The 20,418-nt window shown below is 63.0% G+C and carries 14 protein-coding genes; 8 read left to right on the forward strand and 6 right to left on the reverse strand.

Features of this window, described 5'->3' with window-relative positions; genetic code table 11:
• Nucleotides 1-2 precede the first annotated feature (2 nt).
• The gene (locus G9U53_RS21825; protein ID WP_165639189.1) at nt 3-1,328 is read left to right on the forward strand and encodes a UDP-glucose/GDP-mannose dehydrogenase family protein; all 1,326 of its coding nucleotides are present in this window, start codon (nt 3-5) and stop codon (nt 1,326-1,328) included.
• A 130-nt stretch (nt 1,329-1,458) separates the two neighbouring features.
• Complete coding sequence (locus G9U53_RS21830; RefSeq protein WP_064074620.1) at nt 1,459-2,883, forward strand: polysaccharide biosynthesis tyrosine autokinase; 1,425 nt, start codon at nt 1,459-1,461, stop codon at nt 2,881-2,883.
• Here G9U53_RS21830 and G9U53_RS21835 read toward each other — a convergent pair.
• Nucleotides 2,855-3,379, reverse strand: coding sequence for a protein-tyrosine-phosphatase (locus tag G9U53_RS21835; RefSeq protein WP_058038968.1), 525 nt, complete (start codon nt 3,377-3,379; stop codon nt 2,855-2,857). The two genes, G9U53_RS21830 and G9U53_RS21835, sit on opposite strands and share 29 nt — an antisense overlap.
• A gap of 108 nt (nt 3,380-3,487) precedes the next feature.
• Between G9U53_RS21835 and G9U53_RS21840 the strand changes: the two genes are divergently transcribed.
• Entirely contained in the window at nt 3,488-4,807 is a 1,320-nt protein-coding gene (locus tag G9U53_RS21840) for a UDP-glucose/GDP-mannose dehydrogenase family protein (RefSeq protein WP_054187546.1), read from the forward strand.
• Between the two features lie 149 nt (nt 4,808-4,956).
• On the forward strand, nt 4,957-6,633 hold the full coding sequence (locus G9U53_RS21845; protein ID WP_207624485.1) for an Hsp70 family protein: 1,677 nt from the start codon (nt 4,957-4,959) through the stop codon (nt 6,631-6,633).
• Between the two features lie 9 nt (nt 6,634-6,642).
• Here the strand turns inward: G9U53_RS21845 and G9U53_RS21850 are convergent, their stop codons facing one another.
• Nucleotides 6,643-7,905, reverse strand: a complete 1,263-nt coding sequence (locus G9U53_RS21850) for a YibE/F family protein (RefSeq protein ID WP_065456010.1) — start codon at nt 7,903-7,905, stop codon at nt 6,643-6,645.
• Between the two features lie 509 nt (nt 7,906-8,414).
• Complete coding sequence (locus tag G9U53_RS21855; RefSeq protein WP_003943683.1) at nt 8,415-9,668, reverse strand: pyridoxal phosphate-dependent aminotransferase; 1,254 nt, start codon at nt 9,666-9,668, stop codon at nt 8,415-8,417.
• Nucleotides 9,669-9,744: 76 nt separating this feature from the next.
• On the opposite strand from G9U53_RS21855, the gene G9U53_RS21860 reads away from it, so the two are divergent.
• A complete protein-coding gene (locus G9U53_RS21860) occupies nt 9,745-11,685 on the forward strand; it encodes a prolyl oligopeptidase family serine peptidase (RefSeq protein WP_165639191.1) in 1,941 nt (646 codons plus the stop codon).
• On the opposite strand, the gene G9U53_RS21865 is transcribed toward G9U53_RS21860, so the two are convergent.
• On the reverse strand, nt 11,675-12,607 hold the full coding sequence (locus tag G9U53_RS21865; RefSeq protein WP_064074627.1) for a hypothetical protein: 933 nt from the start codon (nt 12,605-12,607) through the stop codon (nt 11,675-11,677). The two genes, G9U53_RS21860 and G9U53_RS21865, sit on opposite strands and share 11 nt — an antisense overlap.
• Nucleotides 12,608-12,852: 245 nt before the next feature.
• Between G9U53_RS21865 and G9U53_RS21870 the strand changes: the two genes are divergently transcribed.
• Together G9U53_RS21870 and G9U53_RS21875 are read left to right on the forward strand one after the other, a co-directional pair.
• Nucleotides 12,853-14,031 carry a DUF6745 domain-containing protein gene (locus tag G9U53_RS21870; protein WP_165639192.1) on the forward strand — a complete coding sequence of 393 codons (1,179 nt, stop codon included), beginning with the start codon at nt 12,853-12,855 and terminating at the stop codon, nt 14,029-14,031.
• Nucleotides 14,032-14,076: 45 nt separating this feature from the next.
• Nucleotides 14,077-14,532 carry a hypothetical protein gene (locus tag G9U53_RS21875; RefSeq protein WP_029537798.1) on the forward strand — a complete coding sequence of 152 codons (456 nt, stop codon included), beginning with the start codon at nt 14,077-14,079 and terminating at the stop codon, nt 14,530-14,532.
• Between the two features lie 172 nt (nt 14,533-14,704).
• Here the strand turns inward: G9U53_RS21875 and G9U53_RS21880 are convergent, their stop codons facing one another.
• Nucleotides 14,705-17,854 (reverse strand): (Fe-S)-binding protein, encoded by a 3,150-nt coding sequence (locus G9U53_RS21880; RefSeq protein ID WP_165639193.1) that lies wholly within the window; start codon nt 17,852-17,854, stop codon nt 14,705-14,707.
• Between the two features lie 359 nt (nt 17,855-18,213).
• On the opposite strand from G9U53_RS21880, the gene G9U53_RS21885 reads away from it, so the two are divergent.
• Nucleotides 18,214-18,864 (forward strand): ammonium transporter, encoded by a 651-nt coding sequence (locus G9U53_RS21885; RefSeq protein WP_165639194.1) that lies wholly within the window; start codon nt 18,214-18,216, stop codon nt 18,862-18,864.
• A gap of 79 nt (nt 18,865-18,943) precedes the next feature.
• Here the strand turns inward: G9U53_RS21885 and G9U53_RS21890 are convergent, their stop codons facing one another.
• Nucleotides 18,944-20,254, reverse strand: a complete 1,311-nt coding sequence (locus G9U53_RS21890) for a S1 family peptidase (RefSeq protein WP_054187117.1) — start codon at nt 20,252-20,254, stop codon at nt 18,944-18,946.
• Nucleotides 20,255-20,418: the final 164 nt, after the last annotated feature.

Below are 20,418 nucleotides of genomic sequence, written 5' to 3' on the forward strand. Positions count from 1 at the left end.
ACATGAGCACTCGCATAGCAGTATTCGGCACGGGATACCTGGGCGCGACACACGCGGCCTGTATGGCCGAACTCGGTCACGAGGTCCTCGGAGTGGATGTCGATGCGGCAAAGCTGGAGAAACTGGCAGCAGGTGAAGTTCCGTTCTACGAGCCAGGGTTGGGCGAGGTCCTACGAAACAACATCGATCGAGGGCGACTGAAGTTCACGTCGTCGTACGAGGAAGCCGCAGAATTTGCGGTCGTGTTCTTCCTCGGGGTCGGTACGCCGCAGAAGAAGGGTGAGTTCGCCGCGGACATGGTCTACGTGGATGCCGTGATCGAGACTTTGGCGCCGCTGCTCACCAAGCCCTCGGTCATCTTCGGCAAGTCCACAGTACCGGTGGGCACCGCGGAACGGCTCGGCAAACGCGCGCGGGAACTGGCACCGATCGGTGACGGCGTCGAAGTCGCGTGGAATCCCGAGTTTCTCCGTGAAGGATTTGCCGTCCAGGACACGTTGCACCCGGACCGACTTGTGCTCGGAGTCGATCGAAATGTCCGCGGTCGAGCGGAATCTGTTGCGCGCGAAGTTTATGCAGAGCTCCTCGATGAGGAGATTCCGTTTCTCGTCACGGACCTTGCGACGGCGGAGTTGGTGAAAGCGTCAGCGAACGCTTTCCTGGCCACCAAGATCTCGTTCATCAACGCCATCTCCGAAGTGTGCGAGGCCGCGGGCGCCGACGTCACAGTGCTCGCCGACGCGATCGGGCACGACGTTCGGATCGGACGTCGATTCCTCAACGCGGGAATTGGTTTCGGCGGAGGGTGTTTGCCGAAGGACATCCGCGCCTTCATGGCTCGCGCCGGTGAACTCGGTGCCGACCAAGCACTGACGTTCCTGCGCGAAGTCGACAACATCAATATGCGCAGACGTACACGCATGGTCGAACTGGCGCGGGAGGCATGCGGATCGCTTCTCGGTGCGAGAGTCGCAGTTCTGGGTGCCGCGTTCAAACCGGACTCGGACGACGTTCGTGATTCGCCGGCGCTCAACGTCGCGGGTCAGATTCAGCTCCAAGGTGCTGCAGTGAACGTGTACGACCCAAAGGCCATGGACAATTCGCGCGCGCTGTTCCCGACGCTGACCTACTCGGCAAATGCATTGGAGGCCTGCGAAGGTGCCGACGTCGTCCTGGTATTGACCGAGTGGCTCGAATTCTTGAAGTTGCAGCCGTCCGATCTCGATTCGGTGGTTCGCAACAAAGTGATCGTCGACGGGCGCAATTGCCTTTCCCCCGACGACTGGCGAGGCGCAGGTTGGAACTACCGCGGACTGGGACGCCCGTGAGCACAGGACGTCTCGTCCGTCGCAGCTGATCTATATCGAAATTGATAAAGCCCGGTTCGCCCTCGCGGTCCGACCGGCAAAGACCGCTCAGACCCGCAGTGGACATGCGTGAGCCGAAGGAGACATCAAGATGGAAATTGTCGACTACCTGAAGATATTGCAAGCCAGATGGCGAATCGTCGCTGCTGTAACCGTGCTCGGAATCCTCGGAGCCCTTGGCGCTTCTCTTCTTTCGACGCCCGTTTACCAGGCCTCGACGAGGCTGTTCGTTTCGACGTCGGCGGGTACCTCGGTCAACGAGGCACTGCAGGGCAGTCAACTTTCACAGCAGCGAGTTCTGTCCTATACAAAACTCCTGACCGGCCGAACACTCGCACAGCGGACGATCGACGAACTGGGACCGAGGGTGGTCGGCGGGATGTCGGCTGACGAGTTGGCCTCCAAGGTCACTGCGACGTCGGCGCCCGACACTGTGTTGATCGACCTCGCAGTCAAGGACGCGTCACCGGAACTCGCACGCGAGATCGCGAACACTCTCTCATCCGAATTCGTGGCATTGGCAAAGGAACTGGAGACACCCGAGAACGGCGGAACACCGCCTGCACGTGTGGTCGTCGAACAGCAGGCTCAACAGCCGACTGTTCCGGTGTCACCCAAGACTTCGCGCAACCTCGCGCTCGGCGCAGTGGCGGGACTGGTTGTGGGGATCGCGCTTGCGTTGATTCGTGATCGACTCGACAACACGGTGAAAGATCGTCGAACTGTAGAAGAGATCGCGGGTTCGGCGATGGTGGGCACGATCCCGTTCGACAAGGACGTCGAAGTCAATCACGCGATCGCTTTCAGTGACGGAAGTTCCGTGAGTGCCGAAGCCTTCCGTGAGTTGCGCACCAACCTTCAGTTCCTCGAGGTGGACCATCCACCGCGTGTCATCGTCGTCACGAGTTCGCTTCCCTCCGAAGGTAAGACGACCACGGCCGTGAACATCGCTCTCGTCTTGGCGGAGGCCGGCAAATCAGTGTGCCTGATGGAAGGCGACCTCCGGAAGCCGCGAGTATCGAAGTATTTGGGATTGCTCGGAAGTGTCGGCGTCAGTTCGGTGCTCTCCGGTCAAGCGACGCTGGACGATGTGCTTCAGCCGACCGAGTTCGACGGGCTGACAGTGCTCGCCTCCGGACCGATCCCGCCGAACCCGAGCGAACTACTCGGCACGGACACGGCCAAACATGTTCTCGAGGAACTGCGGGCGCGATACGACTACGTCATCATCGACGCCTCGCCGTTGCTACCCGTCACGGATGCCGCGGTCCTGGCCGCGATGTCGGACGGTGCCCTGGTGATCGCCCGACACGGCTCCACGAAGTGCGATCAACTGGCGCGCGCGGTCGGAAACCTACAGAGTGTGGGTGCGCACGTCCTGGGCACTGTCATCACGATGACGCCGTCTCGCGGACGCAATGCGTACGAGTACAGCTACTACTATGAGTCGGACAAGTCGCTACCGCAGTTGACCGCGGTGCCCGCGCTCAACGCTCACCGAAGCGAAGTCGGCTGAGCAGCGGGCCGAGGAGATCGGCGATCTCAAGTCCGATCTCGTGAAACACGTTCTCTTCCTTACCCATCGGATCCATGACGTCCTCGGGTTCGGTGGCACGAAATCGGGGTCTGGCGGCGGCGAGGTCCTCGACAGTTCCTGCATCTGCGAGCGAGCCCAACCGTGCGGCTTCTCGAAGTGTGAACGTGCGCTTGAGCCGCGCCGGAGCCATCGCCAGGACCTTGTCTCGCTGACTTTCGGTCATCGTGAGAATGAGGTCGGCGTCCGAGGCCAGCGCTGTTGTCATGCGTCGGGCTTGAAACTCCGTGGGGTCGCCGCCGAGCCCCGCGAGAACCCTCGCAGCAGTTGGCTCGATCGGGTGTCCGACCATCGCCCGGGTTCCGGCACTCGAGGCGGTGAATCCGGTGACCCCGGCTTCGGCGGCATAAGCACGTGCAAGGCGTTCGCCCGTGGGTGATCGGCAGATGTTTCCCGTACAAACGAAGAGAACGTGCATGGCAGAAGCATAGGTTGCACACGCGACGCACTCGTCGTACGCCCGATGTTGGTTTCGCGCCCACCTGGCGTACGCGTTTCGGAAAGTTCGGACGCATACCAACAACACATGAAGATGACCGTGTTCGGAACGGGATACCTGGGGGCGACCCACGCAGTGTGTATGGCCGAACTTGGCCACGACGTGCTGGGAGTCGACATCGACCAGTCCAAGGTCGACAAGTTGTCTCGTGGGGAGGTCCCGTTCTTCGAGCCGGGTCTGACCGACATGCTGGAGAAGAATCTGGCGTCGGGTCGGCTGCAGTTCACGACTTCCTACTCCGATGCCGCGGATTTTGCGGACATCCATTTCGTCGGTGTGGGGACGCCTCAGAAGAAGGGGGAGTACGCCGCAGATCTGAGTCATGTTCATTCGGTGATCGACATGTTGGCGCCGTTGTTGCGAAAGCCTTCGCTGATAGTCGGGAAGTCGACGGTGCCGGTAGGCACGGCAGCGGCTCTCGGCGAGCGGCTCCGAGCGACTGCGCCGGCGGGTGGCTCGGTAGAGGTGGCCTGGAATCCGGAGTTCCTGCGTGAAGGACACGCGATCGCGGACACCTTGAGCCCTGACCGGTTGGTTCTGGGGATCGATCGTGACCGGCCGGGAAACGCCGAAGGCGTTCTTCGCGAGGTGTATGCCGAGATACTGGACGCGGGGGTGCCCTTCCTCGTGACCGATCTGGCGACGTCCGAGTTGGTCAAAGGATCTGCGAATGCGTTTCTCGCGACCAAGGTGTCCTTCATCAATGCGATTGCGGAGGTGTGCGAGGCGACCGGCGCCGACGTCACGATGTTGGCCGACGCTCTCGGGTACGACGCTCGGATCGGTAGACGATTCCTCAATGCGGGCTTGGGGTTCGGCGGTGGTTGCCTGCCGAAGGACATTCGGGCGTTCATGGCACGCGCCGGGGAGTTGGGTGTCGACCAGGCGCTGTACTTCCTCCGCGAGGTCGACAGCATCAACATGCGACGACGGACAAAAGCTGTGGAACTGGTGACGGCAGCCTGCGATGGCAGTTTGCTGGGAGCTAACGTGTCGGTGCTGGGAGCCGCGTTCAAGCCCGAATCCGACGATGTACGCGATTCGCCTGCGCTCAACGTTGCAGGAATGATGCAGTTGCACGGGGCGGCGGTCACCGTTTTCGATCCGAAGGCAATGGATAATTCTCGCCGACTGTTTCCCACCCTTCACTACGCAACCTCCACGTCAGAAGCTTGCAGGAATGCTGATGTGGTCTTGATCGCCACTGAATGGGACGAGTTCGCCTCATTGATGCCCGCCGATTTGGAACCACTCGTTCGGCGGCGGGTGATCGTTGACGCCAGAAATTGCCTCGATCCGGACCTGTGGCGCGCCGCCGGTTGGAACTATCGCGGATTGGGGCGGTAGGTCGAACGTCCAGGTAGCGAGAAAATAGCTGCGAGAAGGCCTTAGGTGAGATGCGCGAACCTCGCAGACCATGCCCAGTGGGTAGACTTCCGGCCGGGGAATGACGGGGTCTGGTGACGGAACCCGTCGACGGTCGACGAAGGTGGATCATGAACTTGGTTTTGGGTGTGACGGTGGGAGCCAGCGCTGTGCGTTTGGCGCGCCCGGGGACGCCCGACCACAGTGGTCCGGTGTTCCGATCCAGAGCGGTCGATCGAGGCCGCGAGATTCCCGAGGAAGTCGCAGCGGAGGCAACCGGCGTGGCCTTGACCGAGAATGCCGACCTCGGCAGCAATACGGTCGTCGCTTACCGGGATCAAGCGCAGGCCGGAGCACTCCAAACAGCGTTCGAACAGAAGGGCATCGACAACTTCGAGCTGGTTCCCGAAGTAGTCGCGACGCTTCGAATGCTCGAGGAGTCCGGTGCGTTGACCGACCAGAGCACACTCGTCGTCGTCGACATCGGTAGTTCTGGATCGACGATCAGCATTGTGGACAGGCAGATGCGGTCTACCGTCGTCACCGCCCGGTCGACGCGGGTCAGTGGAGATCACTTCGACGAGCTCGTCTACTCGGATCAGACCGTGCGTCGCCGTATAGCTACGCCGGCCGACCCGGGCGGCGATGCCGAACTGCAGGCGCGATGCCGACTCGCGAAGGAACAGCTGTCCTCACGAAGTGCGGTGTGCCTGCCCGGCCCCGGCGGGCTTCTCCTGCTGTCGCGGGAAGTTTTCGATTCGTTGGTCGTCGCGTCGGTGGAGGCCTTCGCACGCGAGATACGAGAGGTCATCGCAACGTCCGGCCGTAACCCCGACGCGATTCTCCTGATCGGTGGCGGTGCACGCATTCCGATCGTGCGGGCGACCCTCGCCGCGTGGCTGGAGTGCCCCCTCATCGCGCCCGAGCAGCCGGAACTCGTGACTGCGCAAGGCGCTGCGCTGATCGCGGAATCGTCGATGACGCCATCGGCGCGCGCGGTATCTGCCCCGGTTCAGGTTCCGGCTGTAGCGCCGATCTTTGCGCCGTATCCGATCCACACCCCGGCGGAGGTACCCGTTCCGGTTCAGGCGTTCAGCCACGGAGGGGTCGCAACGCTCGCGGAATCGGAGCGGCCGAATGCCTTGTCCGAAGTCACTTCCGGCACGAAGTCCGTTCCGCAAGAACAGGTGCCGAGCCCTTACGCGGCGGAACTGCCTCAGCCGCGACCGAACCGACACGAGCAACGATTCGATCCGGCCGCAGATCTCGTGGTCGCCGACAGCGACCAGGCCACGGACGGATTCAGCACAGAACGTGACGCAGACACCGAGGCCGTGATGGTTGACGCCCAGGCGTACTCGGCGATGTACGAAGGCGAGGCACCCGGGGCAGGGGCCGCACACCCGTCCTGGCTCGCCGGGACACAACCCGTTGAATCGACATCCAAAGAGCCGAGAAACCCGCTACGGTTCGCGGGCCTCGGCGCCGGTGTGATCGCGGCGATCGTGATCGTGGGGCTGGGATTGGGCTACGGAGGAAAGGTCTTTGATTCCGAGGACGCCGGACCCGTGGCAACCGAGGTGACCACGACGGCACCGACGACCACGACTACTCCGCCGCCTACGACCACAACGACCCCGCCCCCGACGACGACGGAGGAAGCCCCTCCGGTCGTCGAGGCTCCGCCAGTCGTGCAGGACACTTACGTGCCTCCCGCGCCCGCGCCCGCGCCGCCACCGCCGGCGATCTACATCCCGGGGCTTCCGCCGATTCTGTTGCCGGTCCTCCCACCGATTCCCGGACTCTGAGGCTCGCTTTCAGCGTTTGGAGTGTCGGCCACCTGACATGGGGCCGGCCTTGACCGCGCTACCGGGCGGACGGGCGAGAATCACGGCGATGGCAGTGGTGAGTGGAACCGAAAGCGCCAGGGCTATTCCGCCGACAGCGGACCTTACGATCTCGATTGCGACGGCGTCACCGACCAGGACGTCCTGAAGTGGGCGCCCGCTGACGCTGAAGAGCAGTAGCAGCGGCAGCGCCCCACCCGCGTACGCGAGAACCAAGGTGTAGACCGTGCTGGCGATGTGATCACGTCCGACCCGCATCGCACCGCCGAAGACTTTTCGACGGGACGCATGCTTGTCGAGTTCGGCCAACTCGAATGCCGAGGATGCCTGGGTGATGGTGACGTCGTTGAGAACGCCGAGCGAGCCGATGATGAAGCCCGCCAGCAGCAGGCCGGTGATGTCTATGTGCTCGATATAGGTCTGAACATTGGTGTTCTGCTCTTCAGACAAACCGGTGAGGTGTGTCAGTTCAATGCAGAGGTAGGAGAGAACCGCGGCGAGCACCATGGCGGCAAGGGTGCCAAGCAAAGCAGAACTGGTCTTGAGTGAGACCCCGTGCGCCAGATAGAGAACCGCGTACAAGATCACCGCCCCGGCGACCAGCGCAACCGGTATCGCAGGCTTGCCGTCGAGCAGAGCGGGTAGGAGAAACCCGACGACTACGCCGAAGGCGATCACCAGGCCGACGAGTGCGCGCAGCCCTCTCCACCGTGCGACTGCGATGATGACGACGGCGAACGCGATGACGATCAACGCCAGCGGGAGCCCACGCGAATAGTCTTCGAAGGAGTACTGCGTGTTTCCGTTCGGGTCGGTCTGACGCACCAGGCGAATGTGGTCACCCACGCGAAGGTCCGGCTGACCGGCGCCCGGAATGACCTCGAGCAATGTCTTCGTTCCGGCATTCGGCCCGGATTCGATATCGACGATACTTCGCTGGCACTGGTAGGCGGAGGTAGGCGGCGGTTGCGGGGCACCGACGAATACCCTTCCGGCAGAGGAACTTCCGCAGTCACCGAGATCCTGCATCGTGACGGTGCCCGCCTCGGTTTCCACCGAGCTGCCGTCGGCATTCTGGAAGGGGAGTGGGACGGGAATGGTGTTCTTGTCCGGCCACAGTGCGACAGCTGCCGCGACGACGACCATGCCGATGACGACGAGCAACCCGATGACGACGCGTGATGCGGTGGGGCCGATCTGAATGGGGCCACCGTGGCCGTGGCCGTGACTCATCGGAAACTGAGTGTCGGACTGGGGATTTGCACCGGTGCAATGTTATCGGCTCCGAAGCGAATGGTCAGCTTCTGACGGCAGTGTCGGTGAAAGGCAGTGTCGCTGCAAGGCAGAGTCGGCGAAAACCGGTGCTACCGATGAGGGGTTGTGAAACTGGGATTGGTCGAGCTGGGTGGCGGGGAACAGGGGGGGTTGTCCCCGCCACCAACCTGGTATCCACAGGGGGGGGAGGGATACCAGGTGCTCGCGGCACCGAAGTGCTGCTAACTAATGTACCCAACTTCAAACCGATTTGGCGCGTTGTCCAACTACCAATTTCACAACGAATCACGTACCGGTTGGACCGTTTTCACATCGGGGCAGGTCACTAAATAGTTAAAGAGTCAATCAAACCGCATGGTTTGCGAAAAATGTGACCAAGGTCGCACAAATGCCCCGCAGTTTTACGTTTACGGGGCATTTGTACAACGAATTGTTTACTCGATTTCAGCCGGATTCAGCGTGAGAATCTACTGTTTGTAACTGGTGAGGAAGTTGCCGAATCGCTCGATGGCCACGGCGAGATCTCGGGCCCACGGAAGGGTGACGATCCGAAGGTGATCGTGATTCGGCCAATTGAACCCGGTGCCTTGAACCATCAGGATCTTCTCCTGGAGAAGCAGGTCCTGAACCAATTTCTCGTCGTCGTGGATCTCGTAGACGTTCGGATCCAGACGAGGGAACGCGTAGAGCGCGCCGCGAGGCTTCACACACGAAACGCCCGGAATCATGTTCAATCGCTCCCAAGCGACGTCGCGCTGCTCGAGCAGGCGGCCGCCGGGCAGGATCAGGTCTTCGATGCTCTGGTGACCGCCGAGGGCGACCTGAATGGCGTGCTGTCCGGGGACGTTGGGGCACAGACGGGTCGACGCCAAGAGATCGAGTCCCTCGAGGAAGCCGGCCGCGTGATCCTTCGGGCCCGTGATCGCCACCCAGCCGGAGCGGTAGCCGGCGACGCGGTAGGCCTTCGAGAGGCCGTTGAACGTCAGGCACAGCAGATCAGGGGCAAGTGTTGCCAGCGAGATGTGCTTGGCGTCGTCGTAGAGGATCTTGTCGTAGATCTCGTCGGCGAGCAGCAGAAGCTGATGCTTGCGTGCCAGATCGACCAACTGCTGCAGAACCTCCATCGAGTACACCGCACCCGTGGGGTTGTTCGGGTTGATGACGAGGAGAGCCTTGGTCTTGTCGGTGATCTTGGATTCGATATCGGCGATATCGGGATTCCAGTCGTTGGCCTCGTCGCAGAGATAGTGGACGGGCGTGCCTCCGGACAAGCTCGTCATCGCAGTCCACAGGGGGTAGTCCGGTGCTGGGATCAGAACCTCGTCGCCGTTGTTGAGGAGGGCCTGCATGGTCATCGTGATCAGTTCGGAAACACCGTTGCCGAGGTAGATGTCGTCGACGTCGAGCTCGGGGAAGCCGGGAACCAGCTCGTAACGCGTCACGATTGCGCGCCGCGCCGACAGAATGCCCTTCGACTCCGAATAGCCCTGTGCATAGGGCAGGGCGGCGATCATGTCCCGCATGATCACATCGGGGGCGTCGAATCCGAACGGTGCCGGGTTGCCGATGTTGAGCTTGAGGATCCGGTGTCCTTCCGCCTCCAACCGGGCGGCATGCGCGTGTACCGGTCCACGGATTTCGTACAGGACGTTCTGGAGCTTCGACGACTGCTCCAGCTCGCGCTGCGGCTGACGGTGGCGGACGGGTTCTGGTGTGCTCACGAGTTACATGATTCCACCACTGTGCAAGTGCATTGTCGGGGACCGTGTCGCACGCCCCGTTGGCTATTGTCGAGCGATGACCCCCAGCGAGCAGATTGCAGCCCCGTACGGATCGTGGACTTCTCCGATCGGAGCAGCTGATCTGGCTGCAGGTGGGCACCCTGTCGAGGGTGGACGATACGTCGGTGACGAGATCTGGTGGGCTGAACTTCGTCCGACCGAGGGTGGTCGGACCTCGATCCGTCGATCCGGTCTCGACAACCAACCCGTCGACATCCTCCCCGCGCCGTGGAACGCGCGTACCAGGGTTCACGAGTACGGCGGTGGCGCCTGGACGGTCACCGAGTCCGGAAAACTGGTCTTCAGTGAATTCTCCGATCAACGGGTGTACATCCTCGAAGGAGTCACTCCACGGGCTCTGACGCCCGAACCGGCGTCGCCGGCCGCATTGCGATACGCAGACCTGCAGATCGTGAACGGCGAGGTGTGGGCGGTTCGGGAAGCGCACGCGGAGGACGGGGCGATCACTCGCGATATCTGCGCGATTCCGCTGGACGGTTCCGGCAACATCCGCTCGATCGTCGGCGGCTCGGACTTCCTCTCGTCACCGAGGCTTTCGCCGAGTGGAACCAAGATCGCCTGGATCGCATGGAACCATCCGCAAATGCCCTGGGACGGTACCGAACTGAGGGTAGCTCCACTCGTCGACGGCGTCGCTCAGGCGTATTCCGTGCTGATCGGCGGACTTGAAGAGTCCGTCCTGCAGCCGGAGTGGATCACCGACGACGAACTCTACGCAATCAGCGATCGCAGCGGCTGGTGGAACATCTATCGCGTCGGCGGCAAGATCAGCCCGATTTGCCCGGTGAACGCGGATTTCGGTGGCCCGCAGTGGCGCTTCGGTGGGCGCTGGTTCGTCGAACTCGGCAACGGGCACCTTCTCACCGCACGCACCGTCGGAACCGACACGCTGGCGGTACTCGACCCGGCGTCGGGGGAACTGCGCGACATCGCGACCCCGGGTGTCACCAGCATCGGCCTCATGCAGGTTCGCGGCGATCGGTTACTGCTCATCTCGGGAGGTGCGAAACTGGCGGGCGCGCTACGTGAACTGGACCTCGGTACCGGCGAACTCACCGAAATCCGTTCGTCGGTCGAAGAATTGCCCGAGTCTGCCTACCTTCCGGAAGCGCGAGCCGTCGTGGCTCACGGACACGGGCGAGAAGTTCACGCCGTTGCGTATCCGCCGCGCAGTCCGCGATACAAAGGGCTCGACGATGAACGACCGCCGTATGTCGCGTTTGTTCACGGTGGGCCGACGGCGCACGTCGCACCGGCCCTCAACCTCGTCTACGCCTTCTTCACCAGCCGCGGAATCGGCGTCGTCGACGTGAACTACGGCGGGTCGACCGGTTACGGACGTGAGTACCGTAATCGATTGCGTGGTCAGTGGGGTGTCGTCGACGTGCAGGACGTCGTCACCGCCGTCAACGGGTTGGCCGAGCAGGGGCTTGCCGATCCGGCCCGCCTTGCCATCGAAGGCGGATCCGCCGGTGGTTGGACCGTTCTGGCCGCACTGACGACGTCCGACGTGTTCGCTTGTGGTGCTTCCTATTTCGGCGTGGCCGAACTGGACCTGTTCGTGCAGGAAACTCACGATTTCGAATCGCGTTACGTCGACGGTTTGATCGGCCCGCTGCCGGAATCTGCCGACCTGTACGCGGAACGTGCTCCACTCAACAACGTCGACGGGTTGAACTGCCCGGTGTTGCTTCTCCAGGGTCTCGACGATCCGATCGTGCCACCCTCGCAGGCGGAGCGATTCCGGGATGCTCTGGTGGCCAAGGGCATTCCGCACGCGTACCTGGCCTACGAGGGTGAATTTCACGGATTCCGCAAGCAGTCGACCATCATCAGCTCACGCAACGCCGAGCTGTCCTTCTACGGGCAGGTGCTCGGATTCACTCCACCCGGCATTCCGACGCTCGAGCTGTGGAAGCCTGCGATCAGTAGCTGACGGCCCCGTGGCTGCGCGCGAAGGCCGCCAGGATCCGACTTGCCACCAGTGACGGGGTCGACAGGTCGGCCCACGTCCACCTCGCGACCTCCCACCCTGCGTCACGGAGTCGGTCTTCGCGGAGCTTCTCGTTCCAGAGCGCGTCCTCGGGGCTGCGACCGGCGGGCACCAGTCGGCCGTACTTGATGCGGCCGTCGAACTCTCCGATGGTGCGCTGCTCACGCCACAGGAAGTCGACGCGGCCGGCGAACCCTCGAGCGTCGTGGATGTCGACCTGGGGTTCGGGGAGCGGCAGGTGTTCGTGCAGGAACAATGCGAGGCTCCGTGATTCACCGACGCTTTCGATACGGGAGTCCATCGCGGTGAGCGCGTGGAGCGCATGTCGATGGCGCGGATGGTTCGGGCTGAGTGCCAGCGAGGCTGCAACCGCGTCCTTGGTCAACCTTGAACGGTGCAACGCTGAATTGCCCACGACGAGAGCCTGTTCGAAAGTGAGTGTCCTCGCGAGATCCGCAACTGTTCGTGCCGGAGTCGTGACGCGCAGCCCATCGACTTCGGTGATCTCGTTGTCCGCCAGCCATGTCGAGTGCACGTGACGTCGGGCGGACTTTCGGCCACCACCTCGCCGGTTCCGGGACAGGTGAACGACCTCGAGCGGAGTGTTCCAGAGTTCGAAACCGTGCAGAACCGCAGCCGAGACGTGGCTGACAGTGGCACCGGGTGAAGCGGCGCAGGCCACGGCCTCTGCCCGTAATCGATGTCGTCCGTATGCGTCGAGGCGGGACAGGTGGCCGCTGTCCACGTACGCACCACGATGGATTCTGGCCCAGGTTCCACTAGCGCAGGCCTGTCGGATCTCGGCATCGGTGCGACCGATCGACAGTTGGTCCGGCCTGCGGATGATATGTGTCTGTTCCCCCATGTCGATCGATCTTGCTGTGCCCGGCGCTGGAAAGGAAGCCGTGACCCCGGGGGTGTGGATAGCCGTGAGTGAACACCACTTGTCCACAGTTCGAACCGGTTTCGCGTCGCTGGAGAGGGTGTTCGGTATGGGGAAACGGTGGCAGGTTCCCGGTGTCGCGCTCTAGGAAACCCTTGCGTCCGGAGCGTTCGCGTGCCAGGCTGTTCAACTATGACTACAGGAAAGGCGGACACCGCCACCGTCTCGTGAGCGCCGCACCGATTCGCTCGTCGGCATCACATCGAGCGACATTGCCCGAGAACTTCAATCTCTTCGATGAAGACAGTCTGGCCCTGGAAAAGATCCGCGACGTGTGGCTGAAACGCGGATTGTGTACTCGTCCTGCTGATCGAAACACCGCAGAAGCCTCTGTCGCGCAACTGTATCGACGCTCCGGGCTCCCGAAACCGGAGTTCGTCTGGGTCCCGTCGCCGTCTGCTGGTTCGGACCTGATCGTCACCGAAGGACTGTCGACCAAGATGTCATTGGACGGCACCGGCCTCGACTGCGCTTCCGGGTACATCGCGAGCATGTTTGCGGCATCGCGCCGACGCATGGACGCGCGAATCGAATGTCGGAGAACTGGCTGGCAGATGGAACGCCGGCAGGGGGAGCGCTTGATCAGGGCGTCCATTTGGGAATCGTTGCACACCACGCTGTTCGACGGCGTCGCAGCTGCGATACGAACGATGTCGACCCCGGTGGCCGGGGAAGTGACCTGGTACGGGCAGCAGGACGCCCATCGAATCGCGTACTACGACACATGCCATCGATACGGTCTTGCGACCTTCCGCTCGGAAGACCGTGAACTTCTCGATGTGCAGACCGCACTGGCTGACTCGACCGGGTGGTGGTGGGCGTTCGACGACGTGTGCATCATGGCGGAACGACCCAGGGTCTTGCACTCGGAGCGGATACCGGGCAGTGCGCGGGGAGAACGCCGACTCCACCACTCTGATGCCCCGGCACTCGAATTCGCAGACGGAACAAGGGCGTTCGTTCTGCACGGAGCGATCGTTCCCGACTGGGTGGTGCTCGACCCGACCGCCGAACGCATCGCACACGAGCGCAATGTAGAGATCCGTCGATGTGCAATCGAGCGGATCGGGTGGGATTCCTACATCGAGCTGGCCGGCCTGACACTGGTCGACCAAACCGACGATCCCGGTAACGCCGGTTGCCTGCTGCAGCTCTACGCGTCGCCGGAGGGCTGGGGTCGAAGTGGACGGATTCTCCTCGCGGTCAACGGTTCTCTCGAACGCGACGGGCATCGGCGTCGATACGGCCTTCACGTACCCGGATGGTTTACCTCCGCGTTGGATGCCGCCGGATGGACTTACGGCATCACCGGTACCGACTATTCCCGTCTCGTTCGTCGAACCTGAATCCCGAACCCTCTACCCTCAATCCTCAAACCCTGGGTGATACTTATGAACTCGAACATGACCTTGTCCGCTCTCACCACCCTCACCGGCCTCGATGTCTTCGACTACCTGGACCAGGAAGTGTCCATTCCTGTGATCGACGGACTCCAGGCGCAAGGCGATCTCATCGTGATCCCGTTTTCGCTGCTCGCAAATATCGTGGCGCCTCTGCCATGGACACGCTCTGTGAGAGTGCCGCTCTCCGGCGTGGAACTGCTGCGAAGTGCGGCGGGAGGGAACCCCCACAGTCTGGTTGCAGACGAAGGGGAGTGCACGTGGTCGACGCCGGTGAAAGATGCTCGGGGCCTTGCACTCGGCGTGCTCGACACCCGGGTGACCGCGTACCTCATCCACCCGGAGCACGGCGCGACCGGTATCGCTCCGGGGCGATACGTCATCGGCCGGCAGCAGGAAAGGGGCGTCGGGCGTGCGCGCGGTGCGGTGATGCTTGTCGCCGACTGACACGCCGGCCTCGAGTTGGCGGGGAGTGGGCACCACTTGCATAGGGCGAGCACCGGTTTCCGTGTGCTGGACGGTGTGTTGGGTCGAGGGAAAGGGTGCTCGGTCGGCAAAGGCTCCCGCACAAACACGAATGCCCTCACCATGACGGTGAGGGCATTCGCGTGTGGTGCGCTTACTTCTTGCGGCCAGGAGCCTTCGCGCCGGCCTTGAATCCGAGTCCGCCTGCCTTGGGGGCGGGCGGCGCGGCAGCAGGCGCCGGAGCTTCCGCGGGTGCGGACGCCTCAGCAGGCGCTTCAGCGGGTTCTGCCTTCACAGGTTCGGCCTCGGGAGCCGGGGCCTCAGCAGCCGGCGCCGGGGCCGCAGCGGGAGCTGCCTTCCGAGCGCCGGGAGCCTTTGCGCCCGACTTGAATCCGAGTCCGCCGGCCTTGGCAGCAGGCGGAGCCTTCGGGGCTTCCGCCTCGGCGGCCGGAGCCTCTGCCGGAGCAGCAGCAGGTGCTTCAGAAGCCGGAGCAGCCTTTGCACCAGGAGCCTTGGCCCCACCCTTCATCTGCAGTCCCTTGCCGCCGGGTGCCTTGGCGCCGGACGCCAGGCCCAGACCCTTCGGCTTGGCGACGGGTGCAGCAGCTTCGGGTGCACCAGCCTGAGCAGCCTCAGCTGCCGGAGCAGCAGCAGGTGCTTCAGAAGCAGGAGCAGCCTTTGCTCCGGGTGCCTTGGCGGCGCCCTTCATCTGCAGTCCCTTGCCGCCGGGAGCCTTGGCTCCGCCCGCAAGACCGAGACCCTTGGGCTTTGCCACAGGTGTGGCCGGTGCAGCAGCTTCGGCGGCGGGAGCTTCCGCGCTTGCGGCGGGAGCCGCCTTCTTGGCGCCGGGAGCCTTTGCCCCGCCGGCCATTCCGAGGCCCTTGCCTGGTGCCTTGGCTCCGGGAGCTTTTGCGCCTGGTGCTTTGGCGAGGCCCTTCATGGCCAGACCCTTGCCTGCCGGTGCAGCCTTGGCTTCCGGAGTCGCGGCGGCTTCCTCGACTTCGGCGACCCGATCCTGCTCGACGGTCTCAGCCTTTGCCTCAGCAGCGACCGGGGCCTTCTCACGCGGGATCACCTTGATGTTCTCGCCGAGCTGGGCGGGATCGAGGCGGGTGACGGAGTTCAGCATCAGCTGCGCGACGTCGACGACCTCGACGCCTTCGCCCTGGCCTTGCTCCTGGCGGGCAGTGACGCCGTCGGTGAGCATGACGCGGCAGAACGGGCAACCCGTGGCGATCTTCTTGGGGTTGGTGGAGAGCGCTTCGTCGACGCGGTCGACGTTGATGCGCTTGCCGATGTTCTCTTCCATCCACATGCGAGCACCACCGGCACCACAGCACATGGAACGTTCGCCGTGACGCGGCATTTCGACGAGCTTGGAGCCTGAGGCTTCCATGAGTTCACGGGGAGCGTCGTAAACCTTGTTGTGGCGTCCGAGGAAGCACGGGTCGTGGTAGGTGACGTCTTCGCTCACGGACGCAACCGGGATCAGCTTCTTCTGGCGCACCAGACGGTTGAGCAGCTGAGTGTGGTGCACGACCTCGTAGTCGCCGCCCACCTCCGGGTACTCGTTGCCGAGGGCGTTGAAGCAGTGCGCACAGGTGACGACGATCTTGCGCTTCTTCTGCTCGATACCGTCGAAGACCGAATTGAGCATCTCGATGTTCTGCATCGCGAGCTGCTGGAACAAGAACTCGTTGCCGGCACGACGTGCGGAGTCGCCGGTGCAGGTTTCGTCGGCGCCCAGGACCATGAACTTCACTCCCGCGGTGGCGAGGAGTTCGGCGACAGCCTTGGTGGTCTTCTTGGCACGGTCTTCGTAGGCGCCGGCGCAGCCGACCCAGAAGAGGTACTCGTAGTCCTCGAAGCTGTCGGCGTCCTTGCCGAAGACAGGGATCTCGAAGTCCATCTCGTTGATCCAGTTGAGACGGTCCTTGGAGTTCTGACCCCAGGGGTTGCCCTTGTTCTCGAGGTTCTTGAACAGGCCGGCGAGCTCGGAGGGGAACTCCGATTCGATCAGGACCTGGTAGCGACGCATGTCGATGATGTGGTCGACGTGTTCGATGTCGACGGGGCACTGTTCGACGCAGGCACCGCAGTTGGTGCAGCTCCACAAGGTTTCGGCGTCGATGACCGGGGCCATCTCACCTTCGACGGTTTCACCGACGAGCTTGCGGTCGGCCTCGAGACGTGCGGCCTCGGGGATGGCTGCGAGTGCGGCTTCCTTGACATTGCCTTCGCTGTCGACGAGACCGATCTCGTCGCCGCCCATGTCCTTGCGTCCACCAGCGAGCAGGTACGGGGCCTTGGCGTAGCCGTGGTCACGCAGCGACATGATGAGCAGCTTGGGCGAGAGCGGCTTTCCGGTGTTCCAAGCAGGGCACTGGGACTGGCAACGCCCGCACTCGGTGCAGGTGGTGAAGTCCAGCCAGCCCTTCCAGGAGAAGTCTTCGATGTTTCCGGCGCCGAGAGTGTCGGTGTCGGGGTCGACGTTCTCCATCGTCAGGACTTTGCCCTTGGACATCATGGGCTTTGCTGCGCCGAGCGCGACGGTGCCGTCGTCTTCACGCTTGAAGTAGATGTTGAAGAACGCCGAGAAGCGGTGCCACGCGACGCCCCAGGTGATGTTGCGGCCCACGATCGCGAGCCAGATCATGCCGGTCATCAGCTTCACGAATGCGAACACCGAGATCATGACGGGGCTGGCGGGAAGCAGTTTCGCGACCTGCATGGTGAAGAAGTCGGTCCACGGGTTGGCGTGACCGTAGGTCGCGATCTTGCCTGCCTTGACCATGATCATGCCCAGGCCCTCGAGCAGGACGATGCCTTCGATGACGTAGGCAGCCTTGAAGTTGGAGCCGCCGAAACGGGACAGGCGCGCGGGCAGACGCGGGTGGTTGAGCTGACGGATCACGATCAGCGTGGTGATACCGATGACGGTGCCCAGGCCGAGGATCTCGTCCCACAGGTGCCACGCCCACGTATTACCGAAGATGGGCCAGTGGAACTCGGGGTTGAACGTCTGGCCGTAGGCCTCGAACCACAGCAGGAACCCACCGAGGAAGCCGACCATGACGAGCCAGTGGGCCCAGCCGACGCTGCGGAACTTGTTCATGCGCGTGTGCGCGATGAACTCGATGATCATCTGCTTGAAGCGAGGGAAGAACGGGCGCCATCGATCGGGTGCCGACTGGCCGATGCGCACGGTGTTGAACATCCTCAGCGCGCCTGAGAGGAAGATGTACCAACACACCAAGCTCAGCAGAGCACCAATCGTGCCCAACGTAATCGTCAGGGCATTCATGTCGCGGCCTTTCGTTTCAGGGCGACGCGTCGGCCACCTCGGGACAGCCCACTGATACTAACCTGCGTTATGTTACCCGCCAGTAACTAGCATTACCAGCCTGTGGGTACCGGCTGGTAACCGCTCGTGGCCTGGAGAGATCGATCTTCTGCGTCGGACGGGCTGGGCCAGACGCAGACATGTCTGGTCGTCACGTTAGGCGGTGCCCGTCAGGTGTCCATCTGTCAGGCAGCCCTAAGTCGGGTTCCGAGCAGGTGAGAACAACCGACCGGCTGTTATCGTTACGCCCGTCACGCACAGGGGAAACGGGTGGTGTGAGTCATCGACTGACGCCCGCCCGATCCCGGGGAGGATCAAAAATGTTCATTCGAAAAGCTGCGGCCGTCGCAGCGATGACCATTGCCGCTACGGGCATCGCTGCAGGTACTTCTTACGCAGCTCCGGAGACGTCACCCGACGTTTCGTACACCGCCGAGGTCGCCGACCAGGCCGTTGTCACCACCATCGACGCCGGAGCATTCCGGGTCTCGGGCGACGGAACTCACGTCGACTTGCAGAACAGCCAGGGCGCAACTCTCGTGAGTCTTCCGCTCGCGTTCAACCTCGGCGACGTTCAGTTCCCGTTCGACGAGACCGTCAGTGAGGACGGCAAGACCCTCACCCTCAAGCCGAACCTGGACCCGGCCAGCTCCAAGCCAAAGCCGGTCGCTGCCGAGTTCACCCCGGTTGCTTCGCCTGACGAGGATCAGAAGGCAATCGAGAAGTTCCAGTCACAGCTCGGGCTTGCCACGCAGATCGGTAGCCTCACCGGCACGATCGTCGGGGCGGTCATCGGTTGCATCGTGGGTCTGCCCGGCCTGGTCGTCGGCTGCCTGCCCGGCATGGTCACAGGGGCCGGTATCGGTGGAGTCGCCGGTACCATCCTCGCCGGCGGCGGAACCGCCGTCGTCGCGGGCTTGGACCTGATCAAGGTTCTGAACGCTCCGGCTGGAACAACTCTCTTCCAGTAGAGCGTCACGAATGCCGAAACGGGCGCCACACCTTCAGAAGGTGTGGCGCCCGTTTTGCTGTCTCGAGGAATGCGTGTGATCAGTAGTCGCGAACCTTCAGGCCTGGGTTGGCGGCGAGGATGTCGTTGATCGGCGTCGCGTACTGGGTCGGGGCTTCTTGCCCGAACAGTGTCTCTGCCTGAGCGATCTCGCACAGGGGAGAGGTGGCGACGTTGGACGCACTCGTGATGCCCACTGCCAACGTTCCGGAGACGATCGGGCCACCGCTGTCACCCTGCAGGACGCAGATGTTGGTGGTGAAGCCGTTGTCGAGGGTGTGATCCAAAACCTTTGCGACGCGGTTGACGCCGGTGACGACGCCGCAGCTGAAGCCTGTGGTCGATCCTGCCTTGCAGACCGGGGCGCCCACGACAGGATCGGCGGTACCGGTGATGTTGACCGAGCGGTTGAACGGGACCCGCACGCTGTTGTTCTCGAAGCGGTACTTCGCGTTGTCGTCGATGTTGATGATCGAGTAGTCGCGCCCGTCGAAGCTGCTCTTGGCGAAGTACCCGACGCGGGGCCCGGTCTGGTTGTTCACCATCGGGAAGACCTGGCTGGAGTTCGAGGTGCCGGCAGCGGCACGGTTGGGATCGCAGTGACCGGCGCTGATGTTGACTGTGCGTCCTGAACCGTCGGTGCCGTTGAAGCCGAACGAACAACGCAGTCCTGTGTTACCGGAGGTTGCGCCGAAGGCGTCTCCGCCCAGTGCAGCGTCGCCGGTTGCGGATCCGGTTGCGGGGATGAGGTCCGCGACGATCGGGGGAACCAGTAGCGGAGCAGCGGTATGGACGACGGTCCGCTTCAGGAATTCAGGCAATTCGATGCCGGCGGCAGGATCGGCCGTGAGGGCGACTCCGTTGCCGACGACGTCGACGGCGATGCCACGCACGAGGTCTGCGACCTCGGCAGGCTGCGAATCGAGCCAGGTGTTGAGTGCCGAGAGTTGACCTTGCAGAGCCTGCTCGCTCTGCGCGACGTCCTTGACCTCGAAACCGGCCTTCTCGGCGGCCTCGCGGGCAGCATCCTTGTCGCGACCGTCAGCGAGAGCGACGATGCCCTTGCCGAGGTCGTCGAGCCACACTCCGGCAAAAGAGTCGGGAAACTGGACGCGCGCGATGGCGGCGAACTCCGCGAGCTTCTGCGCGAGTTCGGAACGCGAGACGAACTGGTCGGGCGTCAGCGCCAAGTCGTGCTGTAGGGCTTCGGCGAGTTCCACGGGCAGATGGGCTGCCTGATCGGATACCCCGGATTCGTTCGGTTCTGCGTTCGCGACCGCGGTAATCGGTCCGAGGAGCAGCAGCGCGGCCGAACCGAACACTGCGGCGCGACGTGCGATGGAGCTTCGCATGTGGGCCTTTCCACTTCGTTGACCGCGTACCACCCCCCTGGGAGCACACGGATACGGCTCACGGACTTGTGGTGAGCCGATCACAGTCGACCATGACTATATGGGTTCGAACGCGCTATTCCCACCCGTTACATGAGCAGACAGCGCTGACCCCGACCGACAAC

This window comes from Rhodococcus sp. D-46, assembly GCF_011290655.1.
GTDB classification, from domain to species: Bacteria; Actinomycetota; Actinomycetes; order Mycobacteriales; family Mycobacteriaceae; genus Rhodococcus_F; species Rhodococcus_F qingshengii.